The sequence below is a fragment of the Oricola cellulosilytica genome (assembly GCF_019966575.1).
Lineage (GTDB): Bacteria > Pseudomonadota > Alphaproteobacteria > Rhizobiales > Rhizobiaceae > Oricola > Oricola cellulosilytica.
In genome coordinates this window covers 1-26644 of record NZ_JAINFK010000007.1, presented here as the reverse complement: position 1 = coordinate 26644, position 26644 = coordinate 1, and the positions used below count along the sequence as shown (strand labels likewise).

Genomic DNA, 26644 nt, shown 5'->3' with positions numbered 1-26644 from the left:
GTCAAATAGGTTGGTTTTGGGAAGGCAGTTTCAGAAAGGCAGTCCCACGTAGTTCTCCGCCAGCGACGCGCGTCCGGCCGGCGATTCCATGACGTAATGAAGCTCGGCTTCCTGGATGCGCTGGTCGAATTCGCTGGTTTCCGGAAACCGGTGCAACATGATCGTCATCCACCAGGAGAACCGGACGGCCTTCCACACCCGGTCCAGAGCCCGCATCGAGTAGGCGTCCAGAGCGCCGCTCGACCCCTCGGCATAGAACTCGCGCAACCCCTCAAACAGATAATGAACGTCGCTCGCCGCGAGATTGAGTCCTTTCGCGCCGGTCGGCGGCACGATGTGGGCGGCGTCGCCGACAAGAAACAGACGCCCGAAACGCATGGGTTCGCACACGAATGAGCGAAGGGGCGCGATCGATTTTTCGAATGACGGCCCGGTCGTGACAGCCTCGGCGACGCTATCGGGAAGGCGGCGCCGCAACTCGTCCCAGAAGCGATCGTCGGACCAGCTTTCTACCCTGTCCTCCAGCGAGCACTGAACGTAATAGCGGCTGCGGTCGCATGAGCGCATGGAGCAAAGCGCAAAGCCGCGCGGATGATTGGCATACACGAGTTCATGCCGAACGGGAGGTACGTCGGCCAGAATCCCGAGCCACCCGAACGGATAGAGCTTCTCGAACGTGCGGATCGCCTCATCCGGCACGGCATGACGGGAAACGCCATGGAAACCGTCGCATCCCGCGATGAAGTCGCAATCGATCCGGTGGGAAACCCCGTCCTTCAGGAAGGTTACATGGGGAGTGGCTCCGCCGAAATCGGTCGGCCGCACATCCTCTACGCCATGGATGCTGATCTGACCGCAGGCCTCCCGCGCATCGAAGAGATCACGGGTCACTTCCGTCTGGCCGTAGACCGTGACGCTCTTGCCGGTCAGTTCCTTCAGGCTGACATTGTGTAAGGTGCCATCGAAAGCAATGTCGAAACCATCGTGGACAAGCCCTTCGGAATGCAGGCGTTTTCCCACTCCGGCTTGATCCAGTAAGGCGACGGTCCCCGGTTCGAGCACGCCTGCCCGCACCCTGCCGAGGATGTAGTCCTTGCTGACACGATCGAGAATGATCGCCTCGATGCCGATACCGTTCAGGAGTTGTCCAAGCAGCAGCCCGGACGGGCCCGACCCGATAATGCAGACCTGGGTGCGTCGCTTCGTCATTGCGAACCGTCGCTCACGGCTGCACCGCCGATCTGCTCTATGTCGTCGATCAATGACCGGGAGTTCCGCAACGCCGCACCGGTTGCGACCACCATTGGCGGCATCAGCATCCATTCCAGCGTCCATGCCGCCCCCGAGCGTTCCTGCTCGTGCACCATCGCATGATGCATCCCCGACACCTGAACCGCGTTGAAGTGCGCCAGCGACACCAGAACCTCGGCCTTCACCGGGTTTTGCTTGTGCGGCATCGCCGAGGAGACGCCGCCGCCCGCCAGCGTGATGTCATTGGCGCCGCTCTGTGCCATCAGGGCAATGTCCCGACCGAACTTTCCAAGGGACCCGGTCACCAGTGACAACCAGTTGGCAAATGCAACGATGGAACTACGGTCGGTGTGCCAGCAGGTGTCGCGCCTGCCGAGCCCGAGCTCCGCAGCAAGGTCGCTCGCGAACGCCGCATTGTCGTTACTCGGACCCGACAATGTGCCGACCGGCCCTCCGAACTGCACCACGAGCAAGCGGGTCTTCACATCATCGAGCGTGGCCAGATGCCCGGTGATCGGCGCTCTCCATGCGCGGATGCGGTCTTCCGCAGCAATGGGCAAAGCCGGCTGCATCCGTGTCCGGGCCATGAGGCTGCGGCCGAGGTTTTTCTTCTCAAGCCCATGGAGCGCAGTATCGACCAGTTTCAGGCGGTCCTCGATCACGGCGATCGCGTCCTCCATGCGGAGCACGAAACTCGTGTCGACCACATCCTGGCTCGTGGCACGGTAGTGGACGTACCCGGCATGCGGTTCACCCACATGCTCGCGTAGCTGCCGGACAAGCTCGGGAACCGCGACCCCGTCGCGCGCAGTTGCTTCGCCGATCGAGCGCAGGTCAGGAGCAAACGTCTTGCAGGCCGCAAAAATCGCCGTTGCTGCGTCCTCCGGAATCAAGCCATGCCGCCCCTCGCACAGAGCGCATGCGCTCTCGAAGCGGACCATCGCATTGATGTCCTCTCGCACCGAGAAGAACGGCGTGAGTTCGGCATCCCCCAGCAGGCCCGAGAGGATCGGCGCATTGAATGGCGTATAGGACATCTGCTGGACTAGCCCCTTCGCCAAATGGGAGCACAGGCGATCCTAGACATCGAAGAAAACGGTCTCGTTTTCGCCCTGCAGGCGGATGTCGAAGGTGTAGTTCGGCCGTGCGCCCGAGGCGATCAGCGTCGCGACACGCCAGCGCGGCTCGATCCGCTGCAGCACTGGATCGGCCGCGTTGGCGTCCGCCTCGTCGGGAAAATACATGCGAGTGTGGAGGCCCAGATTGATACCGCGCGCAACGATCCAGAACTGCGCATGCGGAGCCTGCATCCGATCGGCGGCGAATGGCACTTGGCCCGGCATGACTGTCTCAAACCGGAATTGGCCCGACTCGCCGTCCGCCGCCTGCCGCCCCCAACCACGGAAATTCGTGTCGGCGGCACCGCGCTTCTCGAGCGGGCTGTTGAAGAGCCCGTCGGCATCCGCCTGCCATATCTCGATCATCGCATCGCGCAGGGGTGCGTTCGCGCCGTCGATGACACGTCCGGTGATCGATATACGGTCCCCTTTTGTTTTGTCGTTCACCAGTCGCGCGCCGGCATCCTCCCCGTAAGGACCGCCGATCCCGACAGCGTTCGGTGTACAGCCGATATGGACGTAAGGGCCCGCTGTCTGCGACGGGCTTTCCTTCAGATTTCCGGGAAACGGAACCATCAGTTCCCCTCCGGGCGATTCTCGAACATCGTCGAGCGCCGGCCGCGTAGCACAATATCGAGACGGTAAGCGCGTGCATCCATCGGAATGGTGTTGTTCATGTCGAGCTTCGCTGTGAGTTGTTCGATCGCCGCCGGATCCTTGATCGTGTTGACGATGGGACAGAGCCGGATATGCGGATCGCCCTCGAAATAGAGCTGGCTGATGAGCCGCTGCGCGAAGCCCGAACCGAACACGGAGAAGTGGATGTGGGAAGGCCGCCAGTCGTTGGCATTGTTAGGCCATGGATACGGACCGGGCTTGATCGTGCGAAACCGGAAGCGTCCGTCGTCGTCCGTCAGAGTGCGGCCGAACCCGCCGAAGTTCGGATCGAGTGGCGCCAGGTAACCGTCCTTCTTGTGCCGGTATCGCCCGCCTGAATTCGCCTGCCAGATCTCCACCAGGGTGCGGGGAACCGGCTTCGCGTTCTCGTCGATGACATGACCGTGCAGGATGATCCGTTCGCCGATCGGCAGTTCCCCGGGCCGGGCGAAGTTCAGGATCAGGTCGTTGTCGAGTTCGCCGATCATGTTCTGCCCGAAGACGGGGCCCGTCGTATCGCCCAGCGTGCTCGGCAGCGACACCAGCGCCCGTGAAGGCGAGCGCAGCACGGACGTCTTGTATTCGGGCGCGTAGGCCTTCGGATGCCAGGCCAGATCGCGCGGAAAGAACGCCCCTGCGTCCTGCGTCATGTCCAGGCCTTTCCGATGTCGCTGCCATCCATCTCGTCGAAGGTTTTCTTCGCGATTTTGAAGGCGCGATTTGCGGCGGGCACGCCGGCATAAATTGCCACGTGCAGAAATGCCTCGCATATGTCTTCACGGCTCGCGCCCGTGCGCGCCGTCGCCCGGATATGCATCGCCAGTTCCTCGTCGTGTCCCAGCGCGGCCAGCAGCGCCAGGGTGACAATCGACCGGTCACGGCGCGGCCATTGGGGTCGCGACCAGACCCTCCCCCAGGCTGCCTCGGTGATCAGAGCCTGGAAAGCCTCGTCGAAGTCGGTCGTGGCTGCGATCGCCGCATCGACATGTGGCGAGCCAAGAACCTCCCTGCGCGTTTGCATGCCGCGTTCACGACCATCTGACTCATGCTCGGAATCAGTCATCGGCCCCTCCCCGTTCCATGTCCGCGATGAAAGCGCGCATGATGTCGACCAGCATCTCCGGTTGCTCGATGCAGGGCAGATGTCCCGCCTTGGCAATGACCTCGTAGCGGGCGGCCGGAATGAGCTTCGCCGTTTCGAGCATCAGGTCGGGCGGCGTCGCCTTGTCGTCCTCGCCGACGATGCAGATTGCAGGAACACCGATCTGCCGGGCCTGCTCCGTATAGTCCGTATCGCGGATCGCAACGGAGGTAGCCGCGTAGCCATCGACCGGCGTGCGAACCAGCATGTTGCGATAGCCTGCGAAGTCGGGATTGTCGGCTGCACGGAACTTGGCGGTGAACCAGCGCTCCAGCACGCCGTCCGCGATCGCCTCGATCCCCCCTTCCCTCACCGCTTGGATGCGGGCGTTCCAGAGTTCGTCGGTGCCGATCTTGTGCGCCGTGTCGCAAAGAATGAGCGCTCGGACGAGATCACGCCGCCGGGCATACAGGCCCTGCGCAATCAGCCCGCCCACCGACAACCCGCAGACAATTGCATTTCTCACGCCGAGATGGTCGAGCAGCGCCTCCAGATCGGTCACATGGTCATCCATCGAATAGGGCGTCTCACCGATATCGGACAGTCCGTGGCCGCGCTTGTCATAAGTCACGATCGCAAAATCCCCGGCGAGCCGGACGATGACATCGCGCCAGATCCTGAAATCGGTTCCAAGCGAATTGGCGAACACGAGCAGCGGCTTGCCTTCAGGAGCGCCGATGATCTGATAATGAATGGTGACGCCGTTCAGGCTGACGAACTGCAAAAGCCTTCCTCCGATAGCAAGTATCGCATATCCAGTTGGGACTTAATAATGAGTTCTCGGCTCTGATTCATAGCGGAAACGATATGAACGAAATTTCACGCATTCGCTTCAGACACCTGGAGACGTTGATGGAAGTCGCCCGCCATAACAGCGTCAGCCGCGCGGCCGAGAGCTTGAACCTCACCCAGCCTTCAGTGACACGCACCATCCGGGAGTTGGAGGCGATTTGCGGGAAGGCGCTTGTCGCCAGGGAGGGGCGCGGGATCCGCATCACGCCGCATGGCGAGGTTTTCCTGCGGCATGCGGGGCGTAGTCTTGCAGCAGCGCGCCGCGGTCTTACGGCTCTCGAACAGCTCACCGAACTCGACGGTCCGGTGGTCCGCGTCGGGGCTCTTCCGACCGTGTCCGTCTCAATCATGCCGGATGCGGTGGCCGAGTATCTGGAAAGTGGCACGCAAAACCGGCTGTCGATCGTAACCGGCGAGAACCGCATTCTGCTGAATCAGTTGCGCAACGGCGAACTCGACATGGTGATCGGCCGTCTGCCGTCTCCCGAGACGATGCAGGGGCTTCTCTTCGAACCGCTCTATCGCGAGAAAGTGGTCTTCGTCGTCCGGGCCGGCCACCCACTGGCGGGACGAAACCGAATTACCGCGGAGGATTTGCGTGCATATCCGGTAATGGTGCCGACCGGCGCTTCGATCATCCGGCCTTTCGTCGAGCGCATGTTCATCGAACAGGGGCTGCCGTTTCCTGAACGCGCGATCGAGACCGTTTCGGATTCATTCGGCCGCGCCTTCCTCCGACGGAAAGACGCGATCTGGGTCATTTCCCATGGGGTTGTCGCATCGGAAATCGCCAGTGGCGAATTCTCGGTGCTCGCGATCGATACGGCGTCGACGCTCGGCTCCGTAGGTCTGAATGTGCGTGCGGACGCGCAACTTTCGCCTGGCGCCGAACTCCTCGCCACGATTGTCCGGCGCATTGCCACGCGGCAAGCGTGAGGGATTTCCTCAGGCGCAGTAGAGGCCGTGAAGGGTTCGGAGAACCGCTTCGACCTCCCCGCCCTGCAGTGAATAGTAGATTGTTTGGGCGTCCCGTCGGGTCTTTACGAAATCGGCGTCCCGCAGCTTTTTGAGATGATGAGAGATTGCCGGCTGGGTCAGTCCCGTCGCGGCCGCCAGGCTCAGTACGCTGCGCTCTCCTTCCATGAGCAGGCACAGGATTCGCAGGCGCTGATGATGCGCCATCATCTCCAGCAGGCGCGACGCATCGAGGACCTTCTCTTCAAGTTCGGTCATGTCCATCATTTGTTATATTCGATCTCTTGAATATTTGTGACCGCAAATATATGTGTGCCTCCATCGAACCGCAAGCTGGAGAATCCCGGTGTTGAAAATCGCGAATGTCGGTACGCTCGATCGCATCGTCCGCCTCGTTGCGGGGACGTTGCTCGTGGCGCTTCCCTATATCTTCCCGACTCTAGTGTTCGAAAATCCGGTCATGCGCTGGGGCATCCCGCTGATCGGTATTATCCTGATAGGGACGGCAGTCCTGCGCGTATGCCCGCTCTACCGTCTCTTCGGCATCAGCACATGCAAGGTTGACTGAAATGGAAACTGAATTCACCCCTCTCCTGTCGCTTGGCGGCGGCGTTCTGATCGGCCTCGCCGCCACGCTGCTCATGGCATTCCATGGCCGCATCGCCGGCATGACCGGCATCCTGGCCGGTGTCATCCCGCCGCTTTCGAGCGACTGGCCCTGGCGCGCCGCATTTCTCGCGGGAGCGATCGTTGCGCCCGCACTCTATATCGTCGCCGGCGGGGAAATTCCCTTCGCCGTCCCGGTCTCGACATTCGCCCTGATCCTTGGCGGGCTGATTGTCGGCATCGGTGTCTTCTTCGGCTCCGGCTGCACCAGCGGCCACGGCGTCTGCGGCATGGCCCGCCTCTCGCCCCGCTCCATCACGGCGACGATTGTCTTCATGCTCGCCACCTTCGTAACCGTGTTCGTGGTTCGCCACGTCCTTGGAGGCATCTGACCATGCGTATCTTCTCAGCACTTCTCATCGGCATGATTTTCGGTGTCGGCATCGCCATCTCCGGCATGGCCAACCCGGCGAAGGTCCTGAACTTCTTCGACATCGCCGGAACCTGGGACCCGAGCCTGATCTTCGTCATGGGCGGCGCGCTCGTGACCACGGCCATCGGCTACCGGCTCGTCTTCGGCGCGCGCGCCGCGCCGCTGCTTGACAAGTCGTTCATTGTCCCGACCAGCAAGGTCATCGACGCACGCCTCGTCGGCGGCTCCGCGCTGTTCGGCGTCGGCTGGGGCATCGCCGGTTTCTGCCCGGGCGGCGCCATACCGGCGCTGGGCCTGGGTTATTCGCAGACGTTCATCTTCGTCGCTGCGATGATCGGCGGCATCGTCATCGCGCGGACGCTTCAGATGACAATTCTGAAGCCGGCCGCTGCGTAAATTTCACGATCATTTCAAAGGAGACGAGACATGTCGGAATATCCCGTCAACATGAACGTCAAGCCGGACGTGAAGGCGTTCTTCGATCCGGCGACCAACACCATCAGCTACTGCGTGAAGGATCCGTCCAGCGACGCCTGCGCGATCATCGATTCCGTCATGGACATCGACTATGCCGCCGGCCGCATCACCTACGACCATGCCGATGAACTCATCGAGTATGTCCGCTCGAACGGTCTCAAGCTGGAGTGGATCATCGAGACCCACGTCCACGCCGACCACCTGTCCGCCGCGCCCTATATCCAGGATAAGCTCGGCGGCAAGATCGGCATCGGCGACAAGATCATGGTCGTCCAGGACACCTTCGGGAAGGTCTTCAACGAAGGCACCGAGTTCCAGCGCGACGGATCGCAGTTCGACGCCCTGTTCAAGGACGGCGACACCTACAATATCGGCAATCTGGAGGCGTTCGCCATCTACACGCCCGGCCACACGCCGGCCTGCATGACCCATGTGATCGGCGACGCGGCATTCGTCGGCGACACGCTGTTCATGCCGGACGGCGGCTCGGCGCGCGCCGACTTCCCCGGCGGCGATGCCGGCGAATTGTACGATTCCATCCAGAAGGTGCTTTCGCTGCCCGACGACATGCGTCTGTTCATGTGCCACGACTACGGGCCGAACGGCCGTGACATCCAGTGGGAGACCACGGTCGGAGACGAGAAGGCGCACAACATCCATGTCGGCGCGGGCAAGACGAAGGAAGAGTTCGTCAAGATGCGCACCGAACGCGACGCCACGCTGGCCATGCCCAAGCTGATTATCCCGTCGCTCCAGGTGAACATGCGCGCCGGCGAGGTTCCGACCGACAAGGACGGGAAGCCGATGCTCAAGGTTCCGGTCAACGGACTGTGAGCGGAGATCGCGTCATGGACCTCAAACCCCTCGACGACAGGGTCTCCGTATCCGGTCAGGTCGCCCCCGGCGAAATCGGTGAAATCGCAAGACGCGGTTTCACCACCCTCATCTGCAACCGGCCGGACGGCGAAGCGCCCGGTCAGCCGCGCTTCGAGGAGATCGCCGAGCAGGCCCGGGAAGCCGGCATGGAAGCTGTTTTCCTGCCGGTGACAGGGGCCACGCTAGGCCCCGCCGCCGCCCGTCAGTTTGCCGACGCGATCGGCAGGAGCGACGGCCCCGTCCTCGCATATTGCAGAACCGGAACCCGTTCCACTGCCCTGTGGACGCTCTCCAGGCTTATGGAAGGCGATCCGAAAGACCGCCTGCGCGAGAGCACTGCGCGCGCCGGATACGACATGTCCGGCCTTCTCGACAACGCCTAGCCACAAGAAAACCATTCATGAAAACCGGACTGAGGAACGCGGTCGCGAAACGCCTGCCCATTCTTGAGTGGAGCCGGGATTACGGCCGTGCCACCTTTGGCAGCGACATGCTTGCGGCGGTGATCGTGACGATCATGCTCATCCCGCAGTCGCTTGCCTATGCGCTGCTGGCGGGCCTCCCGGCGGAGATGGGCATTTACGCCTCGATCGCCCCGATCATCCTCTACGCGATTTTCGGAACGAGCCGGGCGCTGGCCGTCGGTCCGGTCGCCGTCGTGTCGCTCATGACGGCGGCTGCGGTTGGCAACCTCGCCGAACAGGGGACGCCCGAATACATCACCGCCGCGATCACGCTTGCATTCATGTCCGGTGCTTTCCTCGTGGCGCTCGGGCTTTTCCGTCTCGGGTTTCTCGCCAACTTCCTCTCCCATCCGGTCATTGCCGGCTTCATCACGGCGTCCGGTATCATCATCGCTGCCAGCCAGCTGAAACACATCCTCGGTGTTCCGGCGAGTGGACACACCCTCGTCGAACTGGTCGCATCACTCTGGGAAAACCTGTCGCAGATCAACTGGATCACAGTCGCGATCGGCGTCCCCGCGGCAGCCGCTCTCTTCTGGGTCCGCAAGGGGTTGAAGCCCCTGTTGATCGCATGGGGGCTGGGGCCGCGTCTTGCCGACGTGCTGTCGAAGGCGGGGCCCGTTGCGGTCGTCGCCATTACGACCCTGATCGCCTGGCTGTTCTCGCTCGACGAGATGGGCGTGAAAACCGTTGGAACCGTGCCGCAAGGCTTACCACCTCTCACCGCACCGTCGTTTTCGCCTGATCTCTGGGCCAGCCTGATCGGCTCGGCCGTTCTCATTTCCATCATCGGATTCGTCGAATCCGTGTCCGTTGCCCAGACACTCGCCGCCAAGAAGCGCCAGCGGATCGATCCGGATCAGGAACTGATCGGGCTCGGCATGGCAAATATCGGCGGCGCCTTCTCAGGCGGTTACCCGGTCACGGGCGGATTTGCCCGATCGGTCGTCAATTTCGATGCCGGGGCCGCAACCCCTGCCGCCGGCGCGTTCACCGCTATCGGTCTGCTGCTGGCGTCGCTGTTCCTGACGCCACTGCTCTACTACCTGCCCCAGGCGACGCTTGCGGCGACCATCATCGTCGCTGTTCTGTCGCTGGTGGATTTTTCCATCCTGCGCAAGACGTGGACCTACTCCCGCGCGGACTTCGCCGCCGTCTCGGCCACCATTCTTGCGACGCTCGGTCTCGGCGTCGAGATCGGCGTCACCATCGGCGTTGCGCTCTCGGTTCTGATCCATCTTTACCGGACGTCGAAACCGCATATGGCTGTCGTCGGCCAGGTCCCCGGAACCGAACACTACCGGAATGTTCGACGCCACGAGGTCATGACGGACGAAAACATCCTTGCCGTGCGTGTCGACGAAAGCCTCTACTTCGCCAACGCGCGTTATCTGGAGGACCGGATCTACGACATGGTCGCCGCCCGTCCGGCCGTGACGGATGTGATCCTGATGTGTCCGGCGGTCAACGAGATCGACATGAGCGCCCTCGAATCGCTGGAAGCGATCAATGACCGTCTGAAGGCGCTCGACGTGCGGTTCCATCTCAGCGAGATCAAGGGGCCGGTCATGGACCGTCTGCGCCGTTCGAATTTCTTCCACCACCTGACGGGAAAGGTCTTCCTGAGCCAGCATCAGGCAATGACGGCCATCAAGCGCCAGAACGTGGCGGAGCCCCTTCCCGTTTCCGCGGAATAGGCCCGCCACCGAACAACTGGATTCATTTTCCACGAACGGGGCGGTTCGCACGGAAATTTTTTCCCTGCAAGCTGGGTCGGGCACATTGCTGTGCCACGCGACGCGTCAATTGGTCTGCTATCGACAGGCAAACTGACGGAACAGGCACATGAACTTCGTACCGCTTATCGAGACGATCGGCGAACCGGCGACATTCGCCGCGATCGGACTAGTCCTCGGAATCGTCTTCGGCGGCTTCGCCGAGCGGACCGGCTTCTGCACGCGATCGGCGGCACTGGAGATTTCGCGCGGAAAGGCCGGCCGGATGCTGCCCTTGTGGCTGATCGCCTTTGCAACCGCCGTAACCGGCACGCAGGCGCTTGTCTTCGCGGGCGTCATCGACCTGCAGGACACACGGTTCTTCGGCACGGCGCAAAGCATTTCTGGTGCGATCGTCGGCGGCGGCCTGTTCGGTATCGGCATGGCGCTGGCGCGCGGATGTGCGAGCCGTCTTGTCGTTCTGGGCGCATCCGGGAATCTGCGGGCGGTTCTTTCCATCGCAATCATTACGCTGGTCGCCTGGGCAACCTATCAAGGACCGCTCGTTCCGCTGCGAAACGCCGCCGGAGGGCTGCTGACCACCGTCCCGCTTGGAACGAACGACATCGCCGTTGCGAGCGGAATCGGCGCAAATACAGGCCTGGTCGTCGGAGCCGCCTTGGTAATTCTGGCGATAGCGGTGGTCGCGATGCGCCGTCTTCCCCTCCTGTTCATTCTTGGCGGATTGGTCATCGGCGCGCTTATCCCGGCCGGCTGGTATCTCAGCTACCAGTTCTCGCTTCAGGTCTTCGAACCCGTGCAGGCGGACAGTCTTTCCTTCATGCGGCCGCTCGCCAACACGCTGAACTATATCGGCAGCGGCGGCGACCAATCGCAGCTCTCGATGGATGTCGGACTTGTCGGCGGCACGCTCCTCGGTGCCTTCGTCGCCTCCCTTCTGTTCCGCTCCTTCAAGGTCCGCACCTTCGCCGAGCCGGGCACCCCTCATTGGCTCCGTTACGTCGCCGGAAGCGCGCTGATGGGCTTTGGCGGCATTTTGGCGGTAGGCTGCACCATCGGCGCCGGCTTCACCGGCGGCGCCGCCCTCGCAATCACCGGCATCATCGCCCTTGCAGCGATGATCGGCGGCGCGATCGCAACCGATCGGCTCGTCGATTACCGGCCATCGAAGGTCGTTGCGCCCTCCCACGGAGCCGCGGCACCCGCCGAGTAATCCAAATATCCTCAACCGCCTTCAAGGGCCAGACGAGCCGCTTGTTACGCAATATTGCGACAATTCGCCCCCGGTGGTTGCCATTTTGCGCGAGAGGATAACATCTGTCTGTGAAACAGGGACGTCTCGCGACCGATGTTGGAACCGACAGCCGAAATTCTCGCCCGGATCCAGTTTGCCTTCACGGTATCCTTCCATATCGTTTTTCCGGCTTTCTCGATCGGTCTGGCGAGCTACCTCGCCGTTCTGAACGCGCTGTGGCTCTGGAAACGTCACGACCGCTATCTTGAGCTCTTCAACTACTGGAAGAAGATTTTCGCCGTCGCCTTCGGAATGGGCGTCGTGTCGGGGATCGTCATGTCCTACCAGTTTGGTACGAACTGGAGCGTCTTTTCGGACCGCACCGGCCCGGTCCTCGGACCGCTGATGGCCTATGAGGTGCTCTCCGCCTTCTTCCTCGAGGCCGGGTTCTTGGGGATCATGTTGTTTGGCCGCAAGCGTGTCGGCAATGGTCTGCACATGTTTGCAACGGCGATGGTCGCCTTCGGAACGTTGATGTCCGCGACCTGGATCCTCTCGGTCAACTCCTGGATGCAGACCCCGGCGGGCTTCTCGGTTAACGACGCGGGACAGTTCATCCCGGCCGACTGGCTTGCGATCGTGTTCAATCCGTCCTTTCCCTATCGTCTGGTCCACATGGTGCTGGCGGCCTATCTGACCACCGCGTTCGTGGTCGGCGGTGTCGCGGCATGGCATCTCCTGCGGGACCGGGGCACGCCGGCGGTACGCACGATGTTTTCAATGGCGATGTGGATGGCGGCAATCGTTGCACCGATCCAGATTGCGGCAGGCGACTTCCACGGCCTGAATACGCTGGAACACCAGCCGGTAAAGATCATGGCGATGGAGGGGCACTACGAAAGCCACCCGGAAGGAGCGCCACTTATCCTCTTCGGCATCCCGAATCCATCCGAGAAGAAAATCGACTACGCGATTGAAATTCCTAAACTATCGAGCCTGATCCTGAAGCACGACCTGAACGCGCCGCTGGATGGCCTCGACACCGTGCCGGACGATCAGGAACCGCCGGTGGCGATCGTGTTCTGGAGCTTCCGGATCATGGTCGGGCTTGGTTTCGCGATGCTCGGCGTCGGCCTCTGGAGCTTGCTCGCCCGTTTTCGAGGAACGCTTTTTGAGGCACGCTGGCTGCAGCGAGCCGCGCTCGTTATGACGCCGGCCGGTTTCGTCGCCGTGCTCGCTGGGTGGATTACGACGGAGGTAGGCCGTCAGCCCTACACGGTTTACGGCATGTTGCGGACCTCCGAGTCGCTCTCTCCGATTGATGCTCCGGCGGTTGGAGCATCCTTGCTGGCCTTCGTCGTGGTCTATTTCTTCGTCTTCGGTGCCGGCACATTCTATATCCTGCGACTGATGAGCCGGCCTCCGGAGACACAGGACGCAAGCCTGCGCGAGGGCCCGCTTCGCACGGCGGGGATCACGCCGGTCCAGCAGGCCGATCGCGATTTCGATTCGGTTGAGTAAGGGGCGATCATGGAACTCGATTACGCATTCATCTGGGCCGCCCTGATCGCTTTTGCCGTCCTGCTATATGTCGTCCTTGACGGTTTCGACCTCGGCATCGGCATCTTGTTCCCCTTCGCTGAAAGCGAACACGAGCGCGACGTCATGATGAACTCGGTCGCCCCGGTCTGGGACGGCAACGAGACCTGGCTCGTGCTCGGGGGCGGTGGCCTCTTCGCCGTATTCCCCCTCGCCTACGCTGTCGTACTGCCGGCGCTCTACATGCCGATCGTCCTGATGCTGCTGGCGCTCGTATTCCGCGGCGTCGCCTTCGAATATCGTTGGCGCACCAAGCGCTGGAAACCGGTCTGGACCGGAGCCTTTTTCGGCGGCTCGCTTGTCGCGGCCCTGATGCAGGGCATCGCGCTCGGCGCCCTCGTGCAAGGCATCGAGATCGAAAACCGGGCCTATGCTGGAGGATGGTGGGACTGGCTCACCCCGTTCTCGATCCTGGTCGGTATCGCCGTCACGATCGGCTATGCGCTGCTCGGCTCGACATGGCTGATGATGAAGACGACGAGCCACCTGCAGGTGCGGATGCGCGGCTATTCAGTCTATCTGGCCATCGGCACACTGGTCGCCATGGGACTTGTCAGTCTCTGGACGCCGTTTCTGGACGCGGTCTATTTCCAGCGATGGTTCGCCTGGCCGACCATCACCTTCAGCCTGTTCGTTCCATTGCTGGTGCTGCTCACATCGTGGCTACTGTTCGCAGGCTTGCGGAACATGGCCGACTACACACCGTTTCTGGCCTCGCTCGGGTTGTTCATTCTCGGCTTTGCCGGAATCGGCGTAAGTTTCTACCCGCACATCGTTCCGCCGGATCTGACGATCTGGGAGGCGGCCGCCCCCGAGTCCAGCCTGAAATTCACGCTGGTCGGCGCGGGGATACTCCTGCCAATCATCCTCGCCTACACCGCATACGCCTATTGGGTGTTCCGCGGGAAGATCGACCCCAACGAAGGCTATCACTGATGGCCCTCGCCAGGCGGACACGCCAGATCGCGTGGTTCATTGCGCTCTGGCTTGCCGGCGTCGCCTGCGTCGCGGCGGTGGCCTATTTCATCCGGCTGGCGATCAACTGATTGAGATCCCGTTCAATCAGTCAATGGCGCCGCCGCCTTCCTCATCGCCATCAGGCGTGACGTCCAGAACCTGCGCCCGCATGGTGATCTTGACCGGCCCCGGCTTGCAGTCGCTCATGCACGGTTCGGTCTTTTCGGCGTAATGCTCTTCGGCAGGCCGGGTGTCGGGTATGAAGTTATCCTCGTTCGGCATGCCGATCTCTGTGAAGTTGTCGGGTGACAGCTCGAATTCCTCGTCATCCACGATGTCGTTCAGGTAGAGCACATAGGCCGTCAGCGCATAGACCTCGTCGTCCGTCAGCGAGCGCGCATTGCCGAATGGCATCGCCCGGCGGATGTAGTCGTACACGGTGGAGAGATACGGCCAGTATGAACCAACCGTCTTGATCGGACGCTCGTTGGTGAGCGTGTCCTGTCCGCCGGCAAGAACTGGCCAGCGGCCGATCCCCTCGCCGAAATCACCATGGCAGACCGCGCAATTGTCGGTGTAGATCGGCTCGCCTTGAGCGACGGTTCCGCGTCCCGGCGGCAGCCCCAGGCCATCGGGTCGGATGTCGATGTCCCATGCGGCGATCTCGTCTTCGGTCGCCAGCCTGCCGAGTTTCATCGGCCCGTCATGATCGGCGCTCGGCAGTTCGGCCGGCTGCGCCGGCGTTTCTTCCGTTTCGGCCGCCGCACTCGCCTCTTCCGGCGCTTCGTCCGTGGCGACCGTGGCGGCCATATCGGCATCGAACGTCTTCAGATACGCGAGCACGTTGGCGACGTCGACGGATTTGCGCAGCCCGGCAAACGCCATCTTGGTGCCGGAGACCACCTCCCGCGGCTTGACCAGGAACTGGGTCAGGGACTGTTCGTCCCACGCCAATCCGCCTTCTCCGGCAGCCACCATCGCGGCGGAATATTTGAACCCGTCGACGGTTCCCGCCGTCCGCCCGAACAGGTCGTTCAGATGCGGCCCGACCCGGCTCTTGGCGTCCTCGCCCACCGTGTGGCACGCCGCACATTTGCGGAACACCTTCTCACCCTCGGCAATCTCGGCGGATTCGGCAATATCGGCAATTACGGCGCTCCCGACGACGGCCGCGACAACCACCCCCGCCTTAAGAAACTTCGACATTTTCCGCCACTCCATCGCCGTTGACATGCCAGGTCTGTATTCCGTTGTTGTGATAGATCGAGTTCTCGCCGCGGGCTGCTCGGAGCTCGTCCTTCATCGGCTGGATCATGCCGGTTTCGTCCATCGCTCGAGATTGCAGCAGCATCTCCGAACCATCCCAGTCGATATCGAGATAAAAGCGGTGCAACGCCTTCGAAATACTCGGACCGTCGATCCGCGCCGGCCGCCAGTTGCGGCCACCGTCGAGTGAGACGTCCACCCGGTCAATCCGGCCGTTACCGGACCACGCGAGACCGGTGATAACCGTCCGACCCGGCCCGTGGGCGATTGGTGCCTGCGGGCTCGGGCTGGTGATCACCGATTTCACCTCCATTGCCCATGTGTGGCGCCGCGCCTGCCCGTTGGCCAGCAAGTCGGTGTATTTCGACGTCTCCTCGCGCTGACCCCACGGCTCGTCGCCAACTTCAAGCCGGCGCAGCCATTTGATCCACATATTGCCTTCCCAACCGGGAACCACGAGCCGTACCGGATAACCCTGCTCCGGACGCAGGGCCTCACCGTTCATCTTGAAGGCGACGAGGCAATCCTCCAATGCCTTTTCGATCGGAATCGAGCGAGTCATCGCCGCAGCGTCGGCACCCTCCGCCAGCAGCCATTTACCGCTCGTCTTAACACCGGCTTCGTCGAGGAGGTATTTCAGCGGAACCCCGGTGTAGACGACGCAATGCACCATGCCATGTGTGAACTGACAGCCGTTCAACTGCGATCCGCGCCACTCCATGCCGGAGTTGGCGGCGCACTCCAGGAAGTAGATGCGATTCTCACGGGGGAACCGCATCAGGTCCTGCATCGTGAACACCAATGGACGCTCGACCAGGCCATGAATCATCAGCCGATGATCGGCCGGATCAATCTCCGCGACGCCGCCATGGTGGCGCTCGAAACAGAGCCCGTTCGGTGTTATGATTCCGTCAAGTTCATGCAACGGCGTGAAGTTTACCGATGAGACCGGATCTGCCGTCAGCCAAGGAACGTCGCGCCGGACGACATGCGCCTCAAATTCAGAGGGCATTCCGTAGGGCGCAGCATCGACGCCGTCACCGAGATAGCGGTTCCAGTCCTGGATCTCGGTAATCAGGGGATCGCCGTTCGCCCTCGCCATTCCGGTCGCCGCCAAGGCGGCCCCGCCCGCGAGTCCCGCCGTCAGAAAACCGCGCCGCGAGGTGTCGACGCCCGATTTGGATTTGTTGTTTCTTCCGCTCACACGTTCCTCCCGGATCGTACATATATATATTCATTTTTTTATATATATCAGGTCACATCCCGGCTGTCGATTGCAACCTGCGGCAAATTAAACGATGACCTGAACTGATTGGTTTTCGCCCAACTGGACGACCGGATTTTTCCGAAGATAACCCTCTACAACGTCCCAGATCGCCGGCCCTTCGGTACCCTCGTTGACAGATGCCCAGCCGGCGACGGCATATTCCTTGCCGGGATCGACCAGTTCGCCGGTCTTCATCAGGGTCATGCTGGAGATGCGCGATCCGATCGCCGCGTTGACGTCGATCGTGTAACCCATTCCGCCGACACGGACCATGTCGCCGCCCTGCTGGTAGTATGGATCGGAATTGAACAGGTTATCGGCGACATCTTCCAGGATATCCTTGATCAGCGCCCCGGACATCATCGAGCGATAGGCTGCCGGGTATGTCATTGCCGTGGCATTGTGCAAGTCTTCGACGGTGATCGCCTGTCCCGGCAGCAAACTCGTCCCCCACCGGAATCCAGGCGACAGCGCGATATCCGCATCCCTCTCGGCCAACAGGGCGTCGCAGATCAGATCGTCAAATGTGCCGTTGAAGTTTCCACGCCGGTAGAGAAGGCTGTCGGTACGGCCGATTTCCCGGGCAAGCTCATCGGCGAAAGGCGCCCGAACCTTCTCGATCAGGGCATTCATCTCGGCATCGGGTGTTATCACGTCCGAGAAGATCGGGATCAGGCGATATTCGTAGCCCTTCACCTCACCGTCGCGCACATCGAGGTCGACACGCGACAGGAACTTACCGTTCGAGCCCGATGCTACAACGAGCGTGCCGTCGATGATCACCGGTTCCGGCAATGCGTCGTGCGTATGTCCCGTCAGGATCACGTCGATGCCGTCGACCCGCGAGGCCAGCTTGCGGTCCACATCGAAACCATTGTGGGACAGCAGCACGACAACATCGGCACCGTCCTCGCGCGCGGCGGCAACGTTGGCAGCAATGTCCTCCTCGCGAATGCCAAACGACCAGTTCGGGAACATCCAGCGCGGATTGGCGATCGGCGTGTAGGGAAAGGCCTGTCCGACCACGGCCACGCGCACTCCGCCCTTGTCGTAGATCTTGTACGGCTCAAACGCAGGCTCGTTCCATTCAGCATCATAGATATTGCTACCCAGGAACGGGAACGGCAGGCTTTCGACTAGTTCCGTCACCCTGTCGGCCCCGTAGGTAAATTCCCAGTGGCCCGTCATCGCGTCCGGACGCAGCGCGTTCATGACTTCCACCATGTCACCGCCTAGCGTCTGCTGGGCCGTGTAAGATCCTTGCCAGGTATCACCGCCATCGAGCAGCAGCACACTATCCTCGCCCCGCTCGGAACGAATGCGTTTAATAACTGTCGCGACCCGGTCGAGACCGCCCATCTTGCCGTATGCCTTGGCGAGCGCCACGAAATCGACCGACGTCAGCGCATAGGCATGCGGCGTGCCCGGGTCGATATTGTACAGCTTCAGAAAATCATCGCCGGTGACATGCGGAGGCAAGCCCTGAGCCTCACCCACGCCCAGGTTTATCGAGGGCTCGCGAAAATAAATCGGCTTGAGCTGGGCATGGATGTCGGTGATATGCACCAGCGTCACATTTCCCGTGGCGTCGAAAGACAAAAGGTCGTCTTCCGTCATTGCCTGCTGAGCGGCCGCCCGTGACCAGTTTCCGGCGATACCCGGACCCATCACCGCCGTTGCGGCGACGGAAGCCATCAAAAACTCGCGGCGTGAAAACATGCCGATCAACTCCGGACAAAGCTTCGCCGAGCGGACAAATCCGCTAGCGGCGTTTCGGTTTGAAATCGCGCCGACCCGAACATCGAGTTCCGGCCGGCGCGCATTGCTACTGGCGAACGGCGGGAGTTTCCACGGAAAGTCCGGACCCACGCCAGGTCACGTAGACCTCGAGCGCCATCAAGTCGTCGGAGAAGGCGGCGGGATATTCAGCACGCGTATCCCGGATACAGCCGCGGAACCGGTTGTGGATAGAGACGAGAGCACCCTGCTTGAGCCGATATGTCGGGAAGCCGTTGGCATTACCCTGGCTCAGATGGTCGGCGCGAATGCGGTAGCCATTATAGTCCTCGTGGCAGGTCGCACATGACAGATTAAGCTGGCCCGTCCGCCGATAGTAGAGGTCCTTGCCCTTGTCCCACCATGTCTGCATGTCACCCTGGGAGAGATCGAGCGCCACCGGCTGGCCGAGCGACTGATGCTTTATGAAAGCCGTCAGCGGTTTTTGGCCATCCTTGTCGAACTTGTAGGGCTCGGCCCCCATATTCTCGACGCGGCACTTGTTGATCTGCAATTCGATGTTGATGGGCTTACCCGAGTCCTCATCCCATTTGGGATAGTTGGCGCCCACGCCAGCCATCGATTCCGATGCGTCTCCGTGACACGTCGCACAGGACTTGCCCTCCGTTCCCTCGACGGTCTCCCAAATCTGCGCGCCTTCCTCGACAGCGAGCATGCCCGGGTTCTGGAACGTGTCGGTCTCGAGCGCTCGAGTTTCGGGAGTTCGGTAGTGCCACCCGGAAATCACCTCATCCAGCGGGTGACCTTCCGGCGCGGCCGTTCGCGTGGTCATCTCGATTTGCTCGTCGATGACCAACTTGTCGTCCGATGGCCCCGCGAGAACAACGGACGCCCACATGCCGCCTGACATGATCGCCGCCATTGAAACAGAAAATAGTGTCTTCAATGTTTTTCCTCCCGAGAGATTACCGGCCGACCCTCCGCGGGCGACCGGCATCCTCACTCATTTCAGCGCAATCTCTTGTTCATCTGAATAGACCGAACCGTCATCGTCGACCCAAGTGAATTTGAAGGTCCCCGCCTCGTCCACCTTGGCGGTGAATTCCAGGTATGGATTGGCCGAAATCGCTGGCTCGATGTCGCAGGAAAAGACCGTCTGACCGTTAAATTCGCATGTGAACGAATTGATGATCTTGCGCGGAATGGGATTGCCTTCCTTATCCTTGCGTTGCCCCGACTCCATCGGGTGGCTGATCAGCGTCTTGATGGTGATGACGTCGCCCGCAGCAGCGGATTTCGGCACCTTCACGCGTGGTTTTACTTTTGCCATGTCCTATATCTCCGGGTTCGATCAGCCGCCGCAGCCGCCGATGGTCACCTTGACCTCTTTCTTGTCCATGAAGACCGCGCCGGTGCTGGTCTTGGCGACCGCAATCACGTTCTGCGTTTTCGCGAGCCGCATGCGGGTGGTCGCCGACGCCTCACCGCTCATCGGGGTAAAGTTGAAGGTGATCACTTCCGGATTCGGATTGCCGTCGGCGTAGATGGCGACCGAGGCAACGTGATCCTCCTCAGTCATCGGGCTATCCACCGAAACCGATACCGGCACCGTGTTCCCGTTTTCCGCAATCTCGGGGGCGGTCAGCGAAATCGTGCCCATCTGCGGCTCGGTCCCGCCGGCAAAATCCGTGATCTTTGCCATTGCATCTTCCGCTGATGCGAATGCGGGGCCGGCTCGCAGGCCGAATGCCGTCACGACCGCCGCCCCGGCTGATAGCGTCAGCATTGAACGCCTTGTCAGTGTCATAATCCGTTTCTCCTTCATGTGAGGACTACTCTTTCAGCGTGATCAAATAAGCGACCACGTCCTCAACCTGCTCTGCCGTCAAAATCGTCTTTCCCACGAGGTCCTCCCGGACATCCACACCCACATCGAGAGTGTAGAAACCCGGCATGATCGTATCTTCCGAGAAGATCGCCTTCGAGTTTACAAGAATGGCCCGCAACTCGGCCTCGCTCCATCGGTCACCGACACCATCAAGCGGCGGACCTACCTCGCCGTGGAACAATTGCTCGCTCTGGTCAGTGACCGCATGGCACGCAAGGCAATTGCCGAGCTTGCGGTCCGCAAATGTCTTGCGGCCCTCGGCTGCGTCGCCGGGAGCGCCGGTCAAGGATTTGGATACAGCCCCGTCTTCGATCGCCACATCTCCGGGGGCGACGACGCTGGCGGCGAATGCCGTCGACGCCAACAATACCAGAGCGCTGGCCAGGCCTGATTTGATAGTGAACTTCATTGGCTACCGTTTCCTCCTCATAACGGGTGCATTGATCAACTGCAGCCGTTCCTCCCGTGGGTCGTGTCGCTACAACTACCCTAATTTGAACGCTAGCGAAAATGCCGGCAACGATCAATGCACAAATATGATTTTTTGAATATTTTGTCCATGACGCACAGAAACCGACCGCTAATCCGGTATCACGCCGGCCTCCACGCGCTTTTGTCCCATGCGTCCATGGTACTGCTGAAAACTTTCATCGGTCTCATATCCCTTGTCGCGGACCCATTTGAACAAATCCTTGAAGGTGCCCTTGCCGAACGCACCAGGCATGATCGCGACCGCCGATTCGTGAACCGGCTTCCTTTCGGAGGCGCTTTCGGGAAGGAATAGAATGGTCGGCGTGAACAGCAATCGCCATTTGCGTGCAGCGGTCTTCTCGGTCAGCACCTCTCCGTCGAGGTCAATCACCTCCTCATCGCCGTGCAGATTATACTGCACCACCATGAAATTATCGGAGACGTACTTGGCGATTTCCGGATCGCTCAGAACCTCCTCGTGCAGCTTTTTGCAGTAGACGCAGCCACGCTGCTCGAAAAGGAGAACGAGGCGTTTGCCCTGCTCCTGGGCCGTGTCCAGGTCCTCGGCGATATCCCGGAACGTCAGCGCGAACCAGTCCTGCTTGTGCAGCCCGTCATCACCCATGGTCGCGGCAGAGGTGGAAACTGCGGGTCCGATGAGCAGCAGCGCCAGAAGAAATACAAAGCGTGTCATGATGTTCCTCCTATCCGATGGTGGCAAACGCCGGGAAGGTGTCGAGCAGCCACTGCGCGATGCGCGACATCTGGCCGGTCATGAACAGCAGGCCCGTGATGACCAGCAACACTCCAGTACTCTTCTCGACAACCGGCATATGGCGCTTGAAGCGCTGCGACCAGCCGATGAAGCGGCTTGCAAACAGCGCGGCAGCCAGAAACGGAAGCCCAATTCCGAGGGAGTATACAGCCAGAAGCGCCGCACCGCGAAACACGGTGTCCTCGGAACCGGCGATGAACAGGACGGCGGCGAGTACGGGGCCAACGCAAGGCGTCCAGCCAAAAGCGAAAGCAAGGCCGATGACGTAGGCGCCAGCAAGATCAGCCGGCTTACGCTCGACCCCTGCCCGCGCCTCCCGATAGAGCAAACCGATTCGGAACACTCCGAGAAAATGCAGCCCGAAGATCAGGATTGTCGCGCCCGCGATGATCGACAGGATATCAAAGTACTGCGCGACCGCTTGCCCGATGAAACTCGCCGTGGCGCCGAGGGCGACAAATACCGTGGTAAAACCCGCAACGAAGGCGATTGCTGAGAGAACCACACGGCGTGAGCGTGCCGATTCAAATTCCGTTTCACGCAGCTCTGCGAAGCTTATCCCCGCCAGATAGGCAAGATAGGGGGGAACAATCGGCAGAACACACGGCGAGACGAACGACAAAAGGCCGGCCAGAAACGCAGCGCCAAATCCGATATCGAACACGCCTCACCTCTTCTTGAGCAAACTGGTGAACGCACACTGTAAATATTCAGAGAATGCTATATATGTAGACGTGTCAACCGAGCGAAGCAAAGGTCCTCATCATGTTCCGTCTTCTCATTGCGGGCATATTCGCCATCACAGCCTTCGCGACATCCGCTTCGGCTGCCGAATTAGTCATGTTCGAGCAGAGAGGCTGCATCTGGTGCGAAGCGTGGGACCGGGAGATCGGTCCCGCATATGCGAACACAGAGGAAGGAAAACGGGCACCGCTGCGTCGAGTCGACATTCAACAGGAGATCCCGGTCGACATTTCGTACATACCCGTCGAACGGTTCACGCCGACTTTCGTTCTGGTTGACGACGGCAAGGAAATTGGCCGCATACGCGGTTACCCCGGCGACGAGTTCTTTTGGTTCCTTCTTAGCGACATGCTATCAAAGCTCGACGACAAGGCGAGTTGATGAACGACATCTGTGCAATGCCTCGCCCAGACGATATGCTTCCGTCCCAAATGTGAAACCGGAACTGATTCATGCCGCTGCCAAAGTTCGACCGGGACATGAGAACCGCCGACGTAGACGCCCTGATGAACCAGGCCCGGATGGCGAGCGATCTGCTGAAAGCGCTTTCTCACGAGACGCGGCTGCTCATTTTGTGCATCCTTTCCGAAGGAGAGAAATCGGTTTCCGAACTGGAAGAGATCCTGTCGATGCCTCAGGCGGCCGTTTCGCAACAACTGGCACGGCTGCGGTTTGACAGGCTTGTCGAGACGCGCAGGGCCGGCCGCATGATCTATTACAGCGTCGCCGACAAGGAAGTCTCGTCGGTTGTGGAGACGCTTTACGAATTGTTCTGCAGGCCGGTTCGTCAACAGGGCTGAACCCCTCTCCGGATGCAGGAAGCGCCGCCGCAGGCGCGGGAGGAACGGATGCTGCTAGATAGCCCATGGTCGCTTCCGGCGGCCGCACTGGTAATCGGATCGGTAATCGGTTTTGTCGCGCGACGAAATCACTTCTGCACCATGGCAGCGCTCGAGCGTCATTGGTATGCGAGTGACAGTCGGGGCTTGCGAGCCTGGATTCTCGCCGCAGCGGTCGCCCTGATCCTGTCGCAAGCTATGCAGGTGGTGGGTTGGATTGACGTGTCTTCAAGTTTTTATCTGGCCGAACCCCTACCCATCGCTGGCGTGATTATCGGCGGCGTGATGTTCGGCATCGGCATGGCGCTGGTCGGCACGTGCGGCTTTGGGGCTGTTATCAGACTTGGCGGCGGAAATCTCCGTGCCTTGGTTGTTCTCACCGGAATCGCATTGGCGGCACTGGCTGCACAACGAGGCGTAACCGGCCATTTGCGCGTTGCGGTGCTTGATCCTCTGTCGATAGACCTCTCGGCCTATGGCGGCCAATCGCTGGGCGCCCTGCTTTCCAGCGCCACCGGCCTTGCACTGACCCCCTATCTCGCTGCAGTCATCTCAGCCGCAATGCTCTATTGGGTATTTCGCGACCGTGCCTTCCGGATGGATCGCGAGAAGATCGCCGCAGGAGCTGTCATCGGCGCCGGCATAGCAGCCGGTTGGCTGGTCACCTCCATGGCAGCTCAACGGCTCTTGGAACCGGTCCAGCTTGAAGCAGGCTCGTTCGTGGCGCCGCTCGGGGACACGATGCTGCAGATCATCACCGTCACCGGCGCCCTGCCCGACTACGGCGTCGGTCTCGTCATCGGCGTGTTCCTCGGTGCGGCGGCATGCGCATGGACCTCGAACGACATGCGCTGGGAGGCCTGTGACGACGCACGCGAACTTGGCCGCCATCTGACCGGCGCATTCCTGATGGGAACGGGCGGGATTTTCGCCCTCGGCTGCACCATCGGCCAGGGCGTGAGCGCGGTTTCGGTCATGGCCGTGTCGGCACCCCTTGCGTGGATAAGCATCGCTTTCGGGGCGCGCATCGGCCTTGCATATCTGCTGGAGGGTTCGCCTTTCGCCTTCATGCGCTCGCACGCAAGCGCGGGTCACCCGGCCGAATAGTCAGTATTCGCCGATAAACCTGTAGCCTTTTCCGGCCTTTTCCGCCCGGCCGATCCCTCCATTCGGGAGATGAAAGCCGATCAATTTCGACTTCTCGGTCGCCAGCCTGTCGAGCAGGGCGACCCGTGCGGCGATCGCCATTTCAACGTCCTGGTCCGACCCCGACGGCCAATCGGGATGCGGAAACGAAACTGCCGAATTAGTCACGGCGTCGCCGAGGATCATGACGCTATCGCTGTCATCATGCACCGCGAAGGAGGTGTGGCCCGGGGTGTGGCCTGCTGTATCCACTGCCTCCACGCCCGAGATTACCTCGTCACCGTAATCGAACAGATTGATGACACCGTCCAGCGCATCAAATCGGTTCCGTGCTCCGACCACGAACGATTGGCGCGCTTCCGGCGTATTTTCTAGCGTGTCGTCCGCACGCCAATAGTCCCACTCGGCCCGATTGATGTGGTACGCCGCCTGAGGAAATACGAAGTCGTCAAAATCGTCCAGCAGGCCCCAGATATGATCCGGATGGGCGTGCGTGAAGACGACATCCGTCACCTCCTCGGGCGAAATTCCGGCGACGTCCATGTTCTCCATCAGCCTCCCCGCGCTTGGCATGAAGTTCGGACCCGAACCGACGTCGAACAACACGACTTTGTCGCCATCCCGCAGCACCGTCACGTTACAGGGAGGCTCCAGTCGCTCCACCGGCCTTCCGGCTGCTTCCAGCAATGCGACCACCTGACCGCGCGGAACCGCCGGATAGGCAAACTCGAGCGGCAAGACGAGATTACCGTCGCTCACTGTCGTCAGCGTCTTCGATCCAAGTTGCACGTCCGCCACCGCAGGCCGGGCGAGAAACGCCTCGAAGGGAAAGATCGCAGTCGCCCCAAACCCCGCCAGGATAACGCGGCGTTTCACCGACACATCCCGCATGCCATATCTCCTCAAAACATACATTTTTTTGAATGTATGCGCGTTCGCTTGACCAAGGTCAACGCCCAACCGCTGACTGGCCTCCAGTCTTCCTTAAAGGGGATGCCTATGGAAAAGATTGCAACTGGACTTGCCACAGCCGCCGACATTGTCGGCGAAGACTGGACGCTGGTGCTTGGCGGTGCGCTTATTGGCGCCCTGTTCGGCGCATTCGCACAGCAGAGCCGGTTTTGCCTCCGTGCCGCGACAGTGGAGTTTGCACATGGCCGTATCGGTGAGAAAACCGCAGTGTGGCTAATTGTATTCACGACAGCACTTACCGGTACCCAGGCGCTTTCGTTCGGCGGGCTGCTCGCCACCCAGGAGGCGCGTCAAATTGCATCGCCGCAGAGCCTCTCCGGCGCGGCGCTGGGTGGTCTCCTGTTCGGGTGCGGCATGATCTTGGCGCGCGGCTGCGCCAGTCGGCTTCTAGTCCTTTCAGCCACCGGAAACCTGCGCGCGCTGCTTTCCGGCCTTGTATTTGCGATCGTCGCGCAGGCCAGCTTGCGTGGGTTCTTAGCTCCTGTACGGGAGTCCCTAGCTCGCCCCCTGACGACTGCATCCACTGGCGGAAACGATCTGCTCGCATTGACAGGCATCGATAGCGCCACCGCACTGCGGCTTAGTCTGGCTGCCGCGTTGGTCGCACTCATTCTTGCGACGTGGCGACGGGTCGGCGGCCGCGTCACAGTCGCGGCGTTCTGCGTCGGCCTCATGATACCAGCCGCATGGTTCCTCACTGGCACAATGAGCGGCGTGGCGTTCGATCCGGTGCAGGTGGAATCGCTATCGTTCACCGGCCCGTCCGCCGACACCTTGATGCTGTTTTTGACTCCAAGCGAAGGAGGGCTCGACTTCGATGTCGGTCTAGTTCCCGGGGTATTCGTCGGCGCGTTCGCTGCCGCAGCCTTAACCGGCCAACTGAAACTGGAAGGGTTTCACGACGGGCGCTCGATGCGACGCTATCTGGCGGGCGCTTCGATGATGGGTTTCGGAGGGATGCTTGCCGGCGGATGTGCCGTCGGCGCTGGCGTCACCGGAGCGTCGGTCTTTGCGCTGACCGCATGGGTTGCGCTGTTTGCGATCTGGATCGCAGCCTGCCTGACTCACTGGCTTGTCGACCGGCCAGAAAGAGAACCGGCAACCCCTGCTCACATTGCAGACATGCGTCCGGCGCAATAGGGCCGGGTTATTACGCGACGGCTCTTGCGAGGGCGCACTGGGACCAGAGGTCGCACAGGGCGGATGCGAGGTGGGCGATGTCG

Annotated in this window: 32 protein-coding genes; 15 read left to right on the top strand and 17 right to left on the bottom strand. The window is 61.1% G+C overall.

Annotation, left to right across the window (positions count from 1 at the left end; translation table 11 throughout):
- Positions 1-30 precede the first annotated feature (30 nt).
- Genes pobA through pcaD form a run of 6 tightly spaced genes read right to left on the bottom strand, consistent with a single transcriptional unit; the run spans position 31 to position 4891 of the window.
- Positions 31-1209, bottom strand: coding sequence for a 4-hydroxybenzoate 3-monooxygenase (gene pobA, locus LC298_RS15815; protein WP_131571044.1), 1179 nt, complete (start codon positions 1207-1209; stop codon positions 31-33).
- A complete protein-coding gene (locus LC298_RS15810) occupies positions 1206-2288 on the bottom strand; it encodes a 3-carboxy-cis,cis-muconate cycloisomerase (RefSeq protein WP_131571047.1) in 1083 nt (360 codons plus the stop codon). Before LC298_RS15810 ends, pobA begins: the two co-directional genes overlap by 4 nt.
- A gap of 42 nt (positions 2289-2330) precedes the next feature.
- Positions 2331-2945, bottom strand: a complete 615-nt coding sequence (pcaG, locus tag LC298_RS15805) for a protocatechuate 3,4-dioxygenase subunit alpha (protein ID WP_131571050.1) — start codon at positions 2943-2945, stop codon at positions 2331-2333.
- Complete coding sequence (pcaH, locus tag LC298_RS15800; RefSeq protein WP_131571053.1) at positions 2945-3676, bottom strand: protocatechuate 3,4-dioxygenase subunit beta; 732 nt, start codon at positions 3674-3676, stop codon at positions 2945-2947. Before pcaH ends, pcaG begins: the two co-directional genes overlap by 1 nt.
- Complete coding sequence (pcaC, locus tag LC298_RS15795) at positions 3673-4089, bottom strand: 4-carboxymuconolactone decarboxylase (protein WP_131571056.1); 417 nt, start codon at positions 4087-4089, stop codon at positions 3673-3675. The genes pcaH and pcaC overlap by 4 nt, the downstream gene beginning before the upstream one ends.
- Positions 4082-4891 carry a 3-oxoadipate enol-lactonase gene (pcaD, locus tag LC298_RS15790; protein WP_131571059.1) on the bottom strand — a complete coding sequence of 270 codons (810 nt, stop codon included), beginning with the start codon at positions 4889-4891 and terminating at the stop codon, positions 4082-4084. The genes pcaC and pcaD overlap by 8 nt, the downstream gene beginning before the upstream one ends.
- A gap of 83 nt (positions 4892-4974) precedes the next feature.
- Here pcaD and pcaQ point away from each other — a divergent pair, with 83 nt between their 5' ends.
- Positions 4975-5895 carry a pca operon transcription factor PcaQ gene (gene pcaQ / locus LC298_RS15785; RefSeq protein ID WP_131571063.1) on the top strand — a complete coding sequence of 307 codons (921 nt, stop codon included), beginning with the start codon at positions 4975-4977 and terminating at the stop codon, positions 5893-5895.
- 9 nt (positions 5896-5904) lie between these two features.
- Here pcaQ and LC298_RS15780 read toward each other — a convergent pair whose 3' ends face one another.
- Positions 5905-6201, bottom strand: a complete 297-nt coding sequence (locus LC298_RS15780) for an ArsR/SmtB family transcription factor (RefSeq protein WP_131571065.1) — start codon at positions 6199-6201, stop codon at positions 5905-5907.
- 79 nt (positions 6202-6280) lie between these two features.
- On the opposite strand from LC298_RS15780, the gene LC298_RS15775 reads away from it, so the two are divergent.
- The 10 genes from LC298_RS15775 to LC298_RS15730 all read left to right on the top strand — a co-directional run bounded on the left by LC298_RS15775 (position 6281) and on the right by LC298_RS15730 (position 14405).
- On the top strand, positions 6281-6502 hold the full coding sequence (locus tag LC298_RS15775) for a YgaP family membrane protein (protein WP_223385703.1): 222 nt from the start codon (positions 6281-6283) through the stop codon (positions 6500-6502).
- Between the two features lies 1 nt (position 6503).
- Positions 6504-6932: a YeeE/YedE family protein gene (locus tag LC298_RS15770; RefSeq protein ID WP_131571067.1), complete on the top strand. Its 429-nt coding sequence runs from the start codon at positions 6504-6506 to the stop codon at positions 6930-6932.
- 2 nt (positions 6933-6934) lie between these two features.
- Entirely contained in the window at positions 6935-7369 is a 435-nt protein-coding gene (locus LC298_RS15765; protein ID WP_131571069.1) for a DUF6691 family protein, read from the top strand.
- A 30-nt stretch (positions 7370-7399) separates the two neighbouring features.
- A complete protein-coding gene (locus LC298_RS15760; RefSeq protein WP_131571072.1) occupies positions 7400-8284 on the top strand; it encodes an MBL fold metallo-hydrolase in 885 nt (294 codons plus the stop codon).
- A gap of 14 nt (positions 8285-8298) precedes the next feature.
- Entirely contained in the window at positions 8299-8709 is a 411-nt protein-coding gene (locus tag LC298_RS15755) for a protein tyrosine phosphatase family protein (protein WP_131571075.1), read from the top strand.
- 17 nt (positions 8710-8726) lie between these two features.
- Positions 8727-10487 carry a SulP family inorganic anion transporter gene (locus LC298_RS15750; protein ID WP_131571078.1) on the top strand — a complete coding sequence of 587 codons (1761 nt, stop codon included), beginning with the start codon at positions 8727-8729 and terminating at the stop codon, positions 10485-10487.
- Between the two features lie 148 nt (positions 10488-10635).
- Positions 10636-11739 (top strand): YeeE/YedE family protein, encoded by a 1104-nt coding sequence (locus LC298_RS15745; RefSeq protein ID WP_131571081.1) that lies wholly within the window; start codon positions 10636-10638, stop codon positions 11737-11739.
- Positions 11740-11874: 135 nt separating this feature from the next.
- Positions 11875-13281 carry a cytochrome ubiquinol oxidase subunit I gene (locus tag LC298_RS15740; RefSeq protein WP_131571084.1) on the top strand — a complete coding sequence of 469 codons (1407 nt, stop codon included), beginning with the start codon at positions 11875-11877 and terminating at the stop codon, positions 13279-13281.
- Positions 13282-13290: 9 nt separating this feature from the next.
- Positions 13291-14295, top strand: coding sequence for a cytochrome d ubiquinol oxidase subunit II (cydB, locus tag LC298_RS15735; RefSeq protein WP_131571087.1), 1005 nt, complete (start codon positions 13291-13293; stop codon positions 14293-14295).
- Positions 14295-14405 (top strand): DUF2474 family protein, encoded by a 111-nt coding sequence (locus LC298_RS15730; protein WP_131571090.1) that lies wholly within the window; start codon positions 14295-14297, stop codon positions 14403-14405. The genes cydB and LC298_RS15730 overlap by 1 nt, the downstream gene beginning before the upstream one ends.
- A 16-nt stretch (positions 14406-14421) precedes the next feature.
- Here LC298_RS15730 and LC298_RS15725 read toward each other — a convergent pair whose 3' ends face one another.
- The 9 genes from LC298_RS15725 to LC298_RS15685 all read right to left on the bottom strand — a co-directional run bounded on the left by LC298_RS15725 (position 14422) and on the right by LC298_RS15685 (position 22384).
- A complete protein-coding gene (locus LC298_RS15725) occupies positions 14422-15522 on the bottom strand; it encodes a c-type cytochrome (protein ID WP_131571095.1) in 1101 nt (366 codons plus the stop codon).
- On the bottom strand, positions 15506-16684 hold the full coding sequence (gene soxC / locus LC298_RS15720; protein ID WP_244596605.1) for a sulfite dehydrogenase: 1179 nt from the start codon (positions 16682-16684) through the stop codon (positions 15506-15508). Before soxC ends, LC298_RS15725 begins: the two co-directional genes overlap by 17 nt.
- Positions 16685-16873: 189 nt before the next feature.
- Positions 16874-18568, bottom strand: coding sequence for a thiosulfohydrolase SoxB (gene soxB / locus LC298_RS15715; protein WP_131571101.1), 1695 nt, complete (start codon positions 18566-18568; stop codon positions 16874-16876).
- A gap of 106 nt (positions 18569-18674) precedes the next feature.
- Positions 18675-19508 carry a sulfur oxidation c-type cytochrome SoxA gene (soxA, locus tag LC298_RS15710; RefSeq protein WP_131571193.1) on the bottom strand — a complete coding sequence of 278 codons (834 nt, stop codon included), beginning with the start codon at positions 19506-19508 and terminating at the stop codon, positions 18675-18677.
- An 81-nt stretch (positions 19509-19589) separates the two neighbouring features.
- Positions 19590-19916, bottom strand: a complete 327-nt coding sequence (gene soxZ, locus LC298_RS15705; protein WP_131571104.1) for a thiosulfate oxidation carrier complex protein SoxZ — start codon at positions 19914-19916, stop codon at positions 19590-19592.
- A gap of 21 nt (positions 19917-19937) precedes the next feature.
- Positions 19938-20393 carry a thiosulfate oxidation carrier protein SoxY gene (gene soxY, locus LC298_RS15700; RefSeq protein ID WP_131571107.1) on the bottom strand — a complete coding sequence of 152 codons (456 nt, stop codon included), beginning with the start codon at positions 20391-20393 and terminating at the stop codon, positions 19938-19940.
- Positions 20394-20418: 25 nt separating this feature from the next.
- Positions 20419-20883 carry a sulfur oxidation c-type cytochrome SoxX gene (soxX, locus tag LC298_RS15695; protein ID WP_131571110.1) on the bottom strand — a complete coding sequence of 155 codons (465 nt, stop codon included), beginning with the start codon at positions 20881-20883 and terminating at the stop codon, positions 20419-20421.
- Between the two features lie 171 nt (positions 20884-21054).
- The gene (locus LC298_RS15690; RefSeq protein WP_131571113.1) at positions 21055-21639 is read right to left on the bottom strand and encodes a thioredoxin family protein; all 585 of its coding nucleotides are present in this window, start codon (positions 21637-21639) and stop codon (positions 21055-21057) included.
- A 10-nt stretch (positions 21640-21649) separates the two neighbouring features.
- Positions 21650-22384, bottom strand: a complete 735-nt coding sequence (locus LC298_RS15685) for a cytochrome c biogenesis CcdA family protein (protein ID WP_131571117.1) — start codon at positions 22382-22384, stop codon at positions 21650-21652.
- A gap of 101 nt (positions 22385-22485) precedes the next feature.
- Between LC298_RS15685 and LC298_RS15680 the strand changes: the two genes are divergently transcribed.
- The 3 genes from LC298_RS15680 (at position 22486) to LC298_RS15670 (ending at position 24410) form a co-directional block, all read left to right on the top strand.
- Positions 22486-22845 carry a thioredoxin domain-containing protein gene (locus tag LC298_RS15680; RefSeq protein ID WP_131571120.1) on the top strand — a complete coding sequence of 120 codons (360 nt, stop codon included), beginning with the start codon at positions 22486-22488 and terminating at the stop codon, positions 22843-22845.
- A gap of 71 nt (positions 22846-22916) precedes the next feature.
- Positions 22917-23264, top strand: coding sequence for an ArsR/SmtB family transcription factor (locus LC298_RS15675; protein WP_131571123.1), 348 nt, complete (start codon positions 22917-22919; stop codon positions 23262-23264).
- Between the two features lie 48 nt (positions 23265-23312).
- The gene (locus tag LC298_RS15670; protein WP_131571126.1) at positions 23313-24410 is read left to right on the top strand and encodes a YeeE/YedE family protein; all 1098 of its coding nucleotides are present in this window, start codon (positions 23313-23315) and stop codon (positions 24408-24410) included.
- On the opposite strand, the gene LC298_RS15665 is transcribed toward LC298_RS15670, so the two are convergent.
- Positions 24411-25325 carry an MBL fold metallo-hydrolase gene (locus tag LC298_RS15665; protein WP_223385702.1) on the bottom strand — a complete coding sequence of 305 codons (915 nt, stop codon included), beginning with the start codon at positions 25323-25325 and terminating at the stop codon, positions 24411-24413.
- A gap of 123 nt (positions 25326-25448) precedes the next feature.
- Here LC298_RS15665 and LC298_RS15660 point away from each other — a divergent pair, with 123 nt between their 5' ends.
- Positions 25449-26561 (top strand): YeeE/YedE family protein, encoded by a 1113-nt coding sequence (locus LC298_RS15660; RefSeq protein WP_131571132.1) that lies wholly within the window; start codon positions 25449-25451, stop codon positions 26559-26561.
- Positions 26562-26644: the final 83 nt, after the last annotated feature.

Bases quoted from the DNA above. Each gene is read 5' to 3' on its own strand.
- pobA (WP_131571044.1), bottom strand. From the start codon at position 1,209: ATGACGAAGCGACGCACCCAGGTCTGCATTATCGGGTCGGGCCCGTCC.
- LC298_RS15755 (WP_131571075.1), top strand. From the start codon at position 8,299: ATGGACCTCAAACCCCTCGACGACAGGGTCTCCGTATCCGGTCAGGTC.
- LC298_RS15660 (WP_131571132.1), top strand. From the start codon at position 25,449: ATGGAAAAGATTGCAACTGGACTTGCCACAGCCGCCGACATTGTCGGC.
- cydB (WP_131571087.1), top strand. From the start codon at position 13,291: ATGGAACTCGATTACGCATTCATCTGGGCCGCCCTGATCGCTTTTGCC.
- LC298_RS15680 (WP_131571120.1), top strand. From the start codon at position 22,486: ATGTTCCGTCTTCTCATTGCGGGCATATTCGCCATCACAGCCTTCGCG.
- LC298_RS15765 (WP_131571069.1), top strand. From the start codon at position 6,935: ATGCGTATCTTCTCAGCACTTCTCATCGGCATGATTTTCGGTGTCGGC.
- pcaG (WP_131571050.1), bottom strand. From the start codon at position 2,945: ATGGTTCCGTTTCCCGGAAATCTGAAGGAAAGCCCGTCGCAGACAGCG.
- soxA (WP_131571193.1), bottom strand. From the start codon at position 19,508: ATGGCGGCGATCATGTCAGGCGGCATGTGGGCGTCCGTTGTTCTCGCG.
- LC298_RS15725 (WP_131571095.1), bottom strand. From the start codon at position 15,522: ATGTCGAAGTTTCTTAAGGCGGGGGTGGTTGTCGCGGCCGTCGTCGGG.
- soxC (WP_244596605.1), bottom strand. From the start codon at position 16,684: ATGGCGAGGGCGAACGGCGATCCCCTGATTACCGAGATCCAGGACTGG.
- LC298_RS15770 (WP_131571067.1), top strand. From the start codon at position 6,504: ATGGAAACTGAATTCACCCCTCTCCTGTCGCTTGGCGGCGGCGTTCTG.
- LC298_RS15675 (WP_131571123.1), top strand. From the start codon at position 22,917: ATGCCGCTGCCAAAGTTCGACCGGGACATGAGAACCGCCGACGTAGAC.
- LC298_RS15745 (WP_131571081.1), top strand. From the start codon at position 10,636: ATGAACTTCGTACCGCTTATCGAGACGATCGGCGAACCGGCGACATTC.
- pcaQ (WP_131571063.1), top strand. From the start codon at position 4,975: ATGAACGAAATTTCACGCATTCGCTTCAGACACCTGGAGACGTTGATG.
- LC298_RS15730 (WP_131571090.1), top strand. From the start codon at position 14,295: ATGGCCCTCGCCAGGCGGACACGCCAGATCGCGTGGTTCATTGCGCTC.
- pcaC (WP_131571056.1), bottom strand. From the start codon at position 4,089: ATGACTGATTCCGAGCATGAGTCAGATGGTCGTGAACGCGGCATGCAA.
- soxB (WP_131571101.1), bottom strand. From the start codon at position 18,568: ATGTTTTCACGCCGCGAGTTTTTGATGGCTTCCGTCGCCGCAACGGCG.
- LC298_RS15810 (WP_131571047.1), bottom strand. From the start codon at position 2,288: ATGTCCTATACGCCATTCAATGCGCCGATCCTCTCGGGCCTGCTGGGG.
- soxX (WP_131571110.1), bottom strand. From the start codon at position 20,883: ATGAAGTTCACTATCAAATCAGGCCTGGCCAGCGCTCTGGTATTGTTG.
- soxY (WP_131571107.1), bottom strand. From the start codon at position 20,393: ATGACACTGACAAGGCGTTCAATGCTGACGCTATCAGCCGGGGCGGCG.
- LC298_RS15750 (WP_131571078.1), top strand. From the start codon at position 8,727: ATGAAAACCGGACTGAGGAACGCGGTCGCGAAACGCCTGCCCATTCTT.
- LC298_RS15760 (WP_131571072.1), top strand. From the start codon at position 7,400: ATGTCGGAATATCCCGTCAACATGAACGTCAAGCCGGACGTGAAGGCG.
- LC298_RS15690 (WP_131571113.1), bottom strand. From the start codon at position 21,639: ATGACACGCTTTGTATTTCTTCTGGCGCTGCTGCTCATCGGACCCGCA.
- pcaH (WP_131571053.1), bottom strand. From the start codon at position 3,676: ATGACGCAGGACGCAGGGGCGTTCTTTCCGCGCGATCTGGCCTGGCAT.
- LC298_RS15740 (WP_131571084.1), top strand. From the start codon at position 11,875: ATGTTGGAACCGACAGCCGAAATTCTCGCCCGGATCCAGTTTGCCTTC.
- soxZ (WP_131571104.1), bottom strand. From the start codon at position 19,916: ATGGCAAAAGTAAAACCACGCGTGAAGGTGCCGAAATCCGCTGCTGCG.
- LC298_RS15670 (WP_131571126.1), top strand. From the start codon at position 23,313: ATGCTGCTAGATAGCCCATGGTCGCTTCCGGCGGCCGCACTGGTAATC.
- LC298_RS15780 (WP_131571065.1), bottom strand. From the start codon at position 6,201: ATGATGGACATGACCGAACTTGAAGAGAAGGTCCTCGATGCGTCGCGC.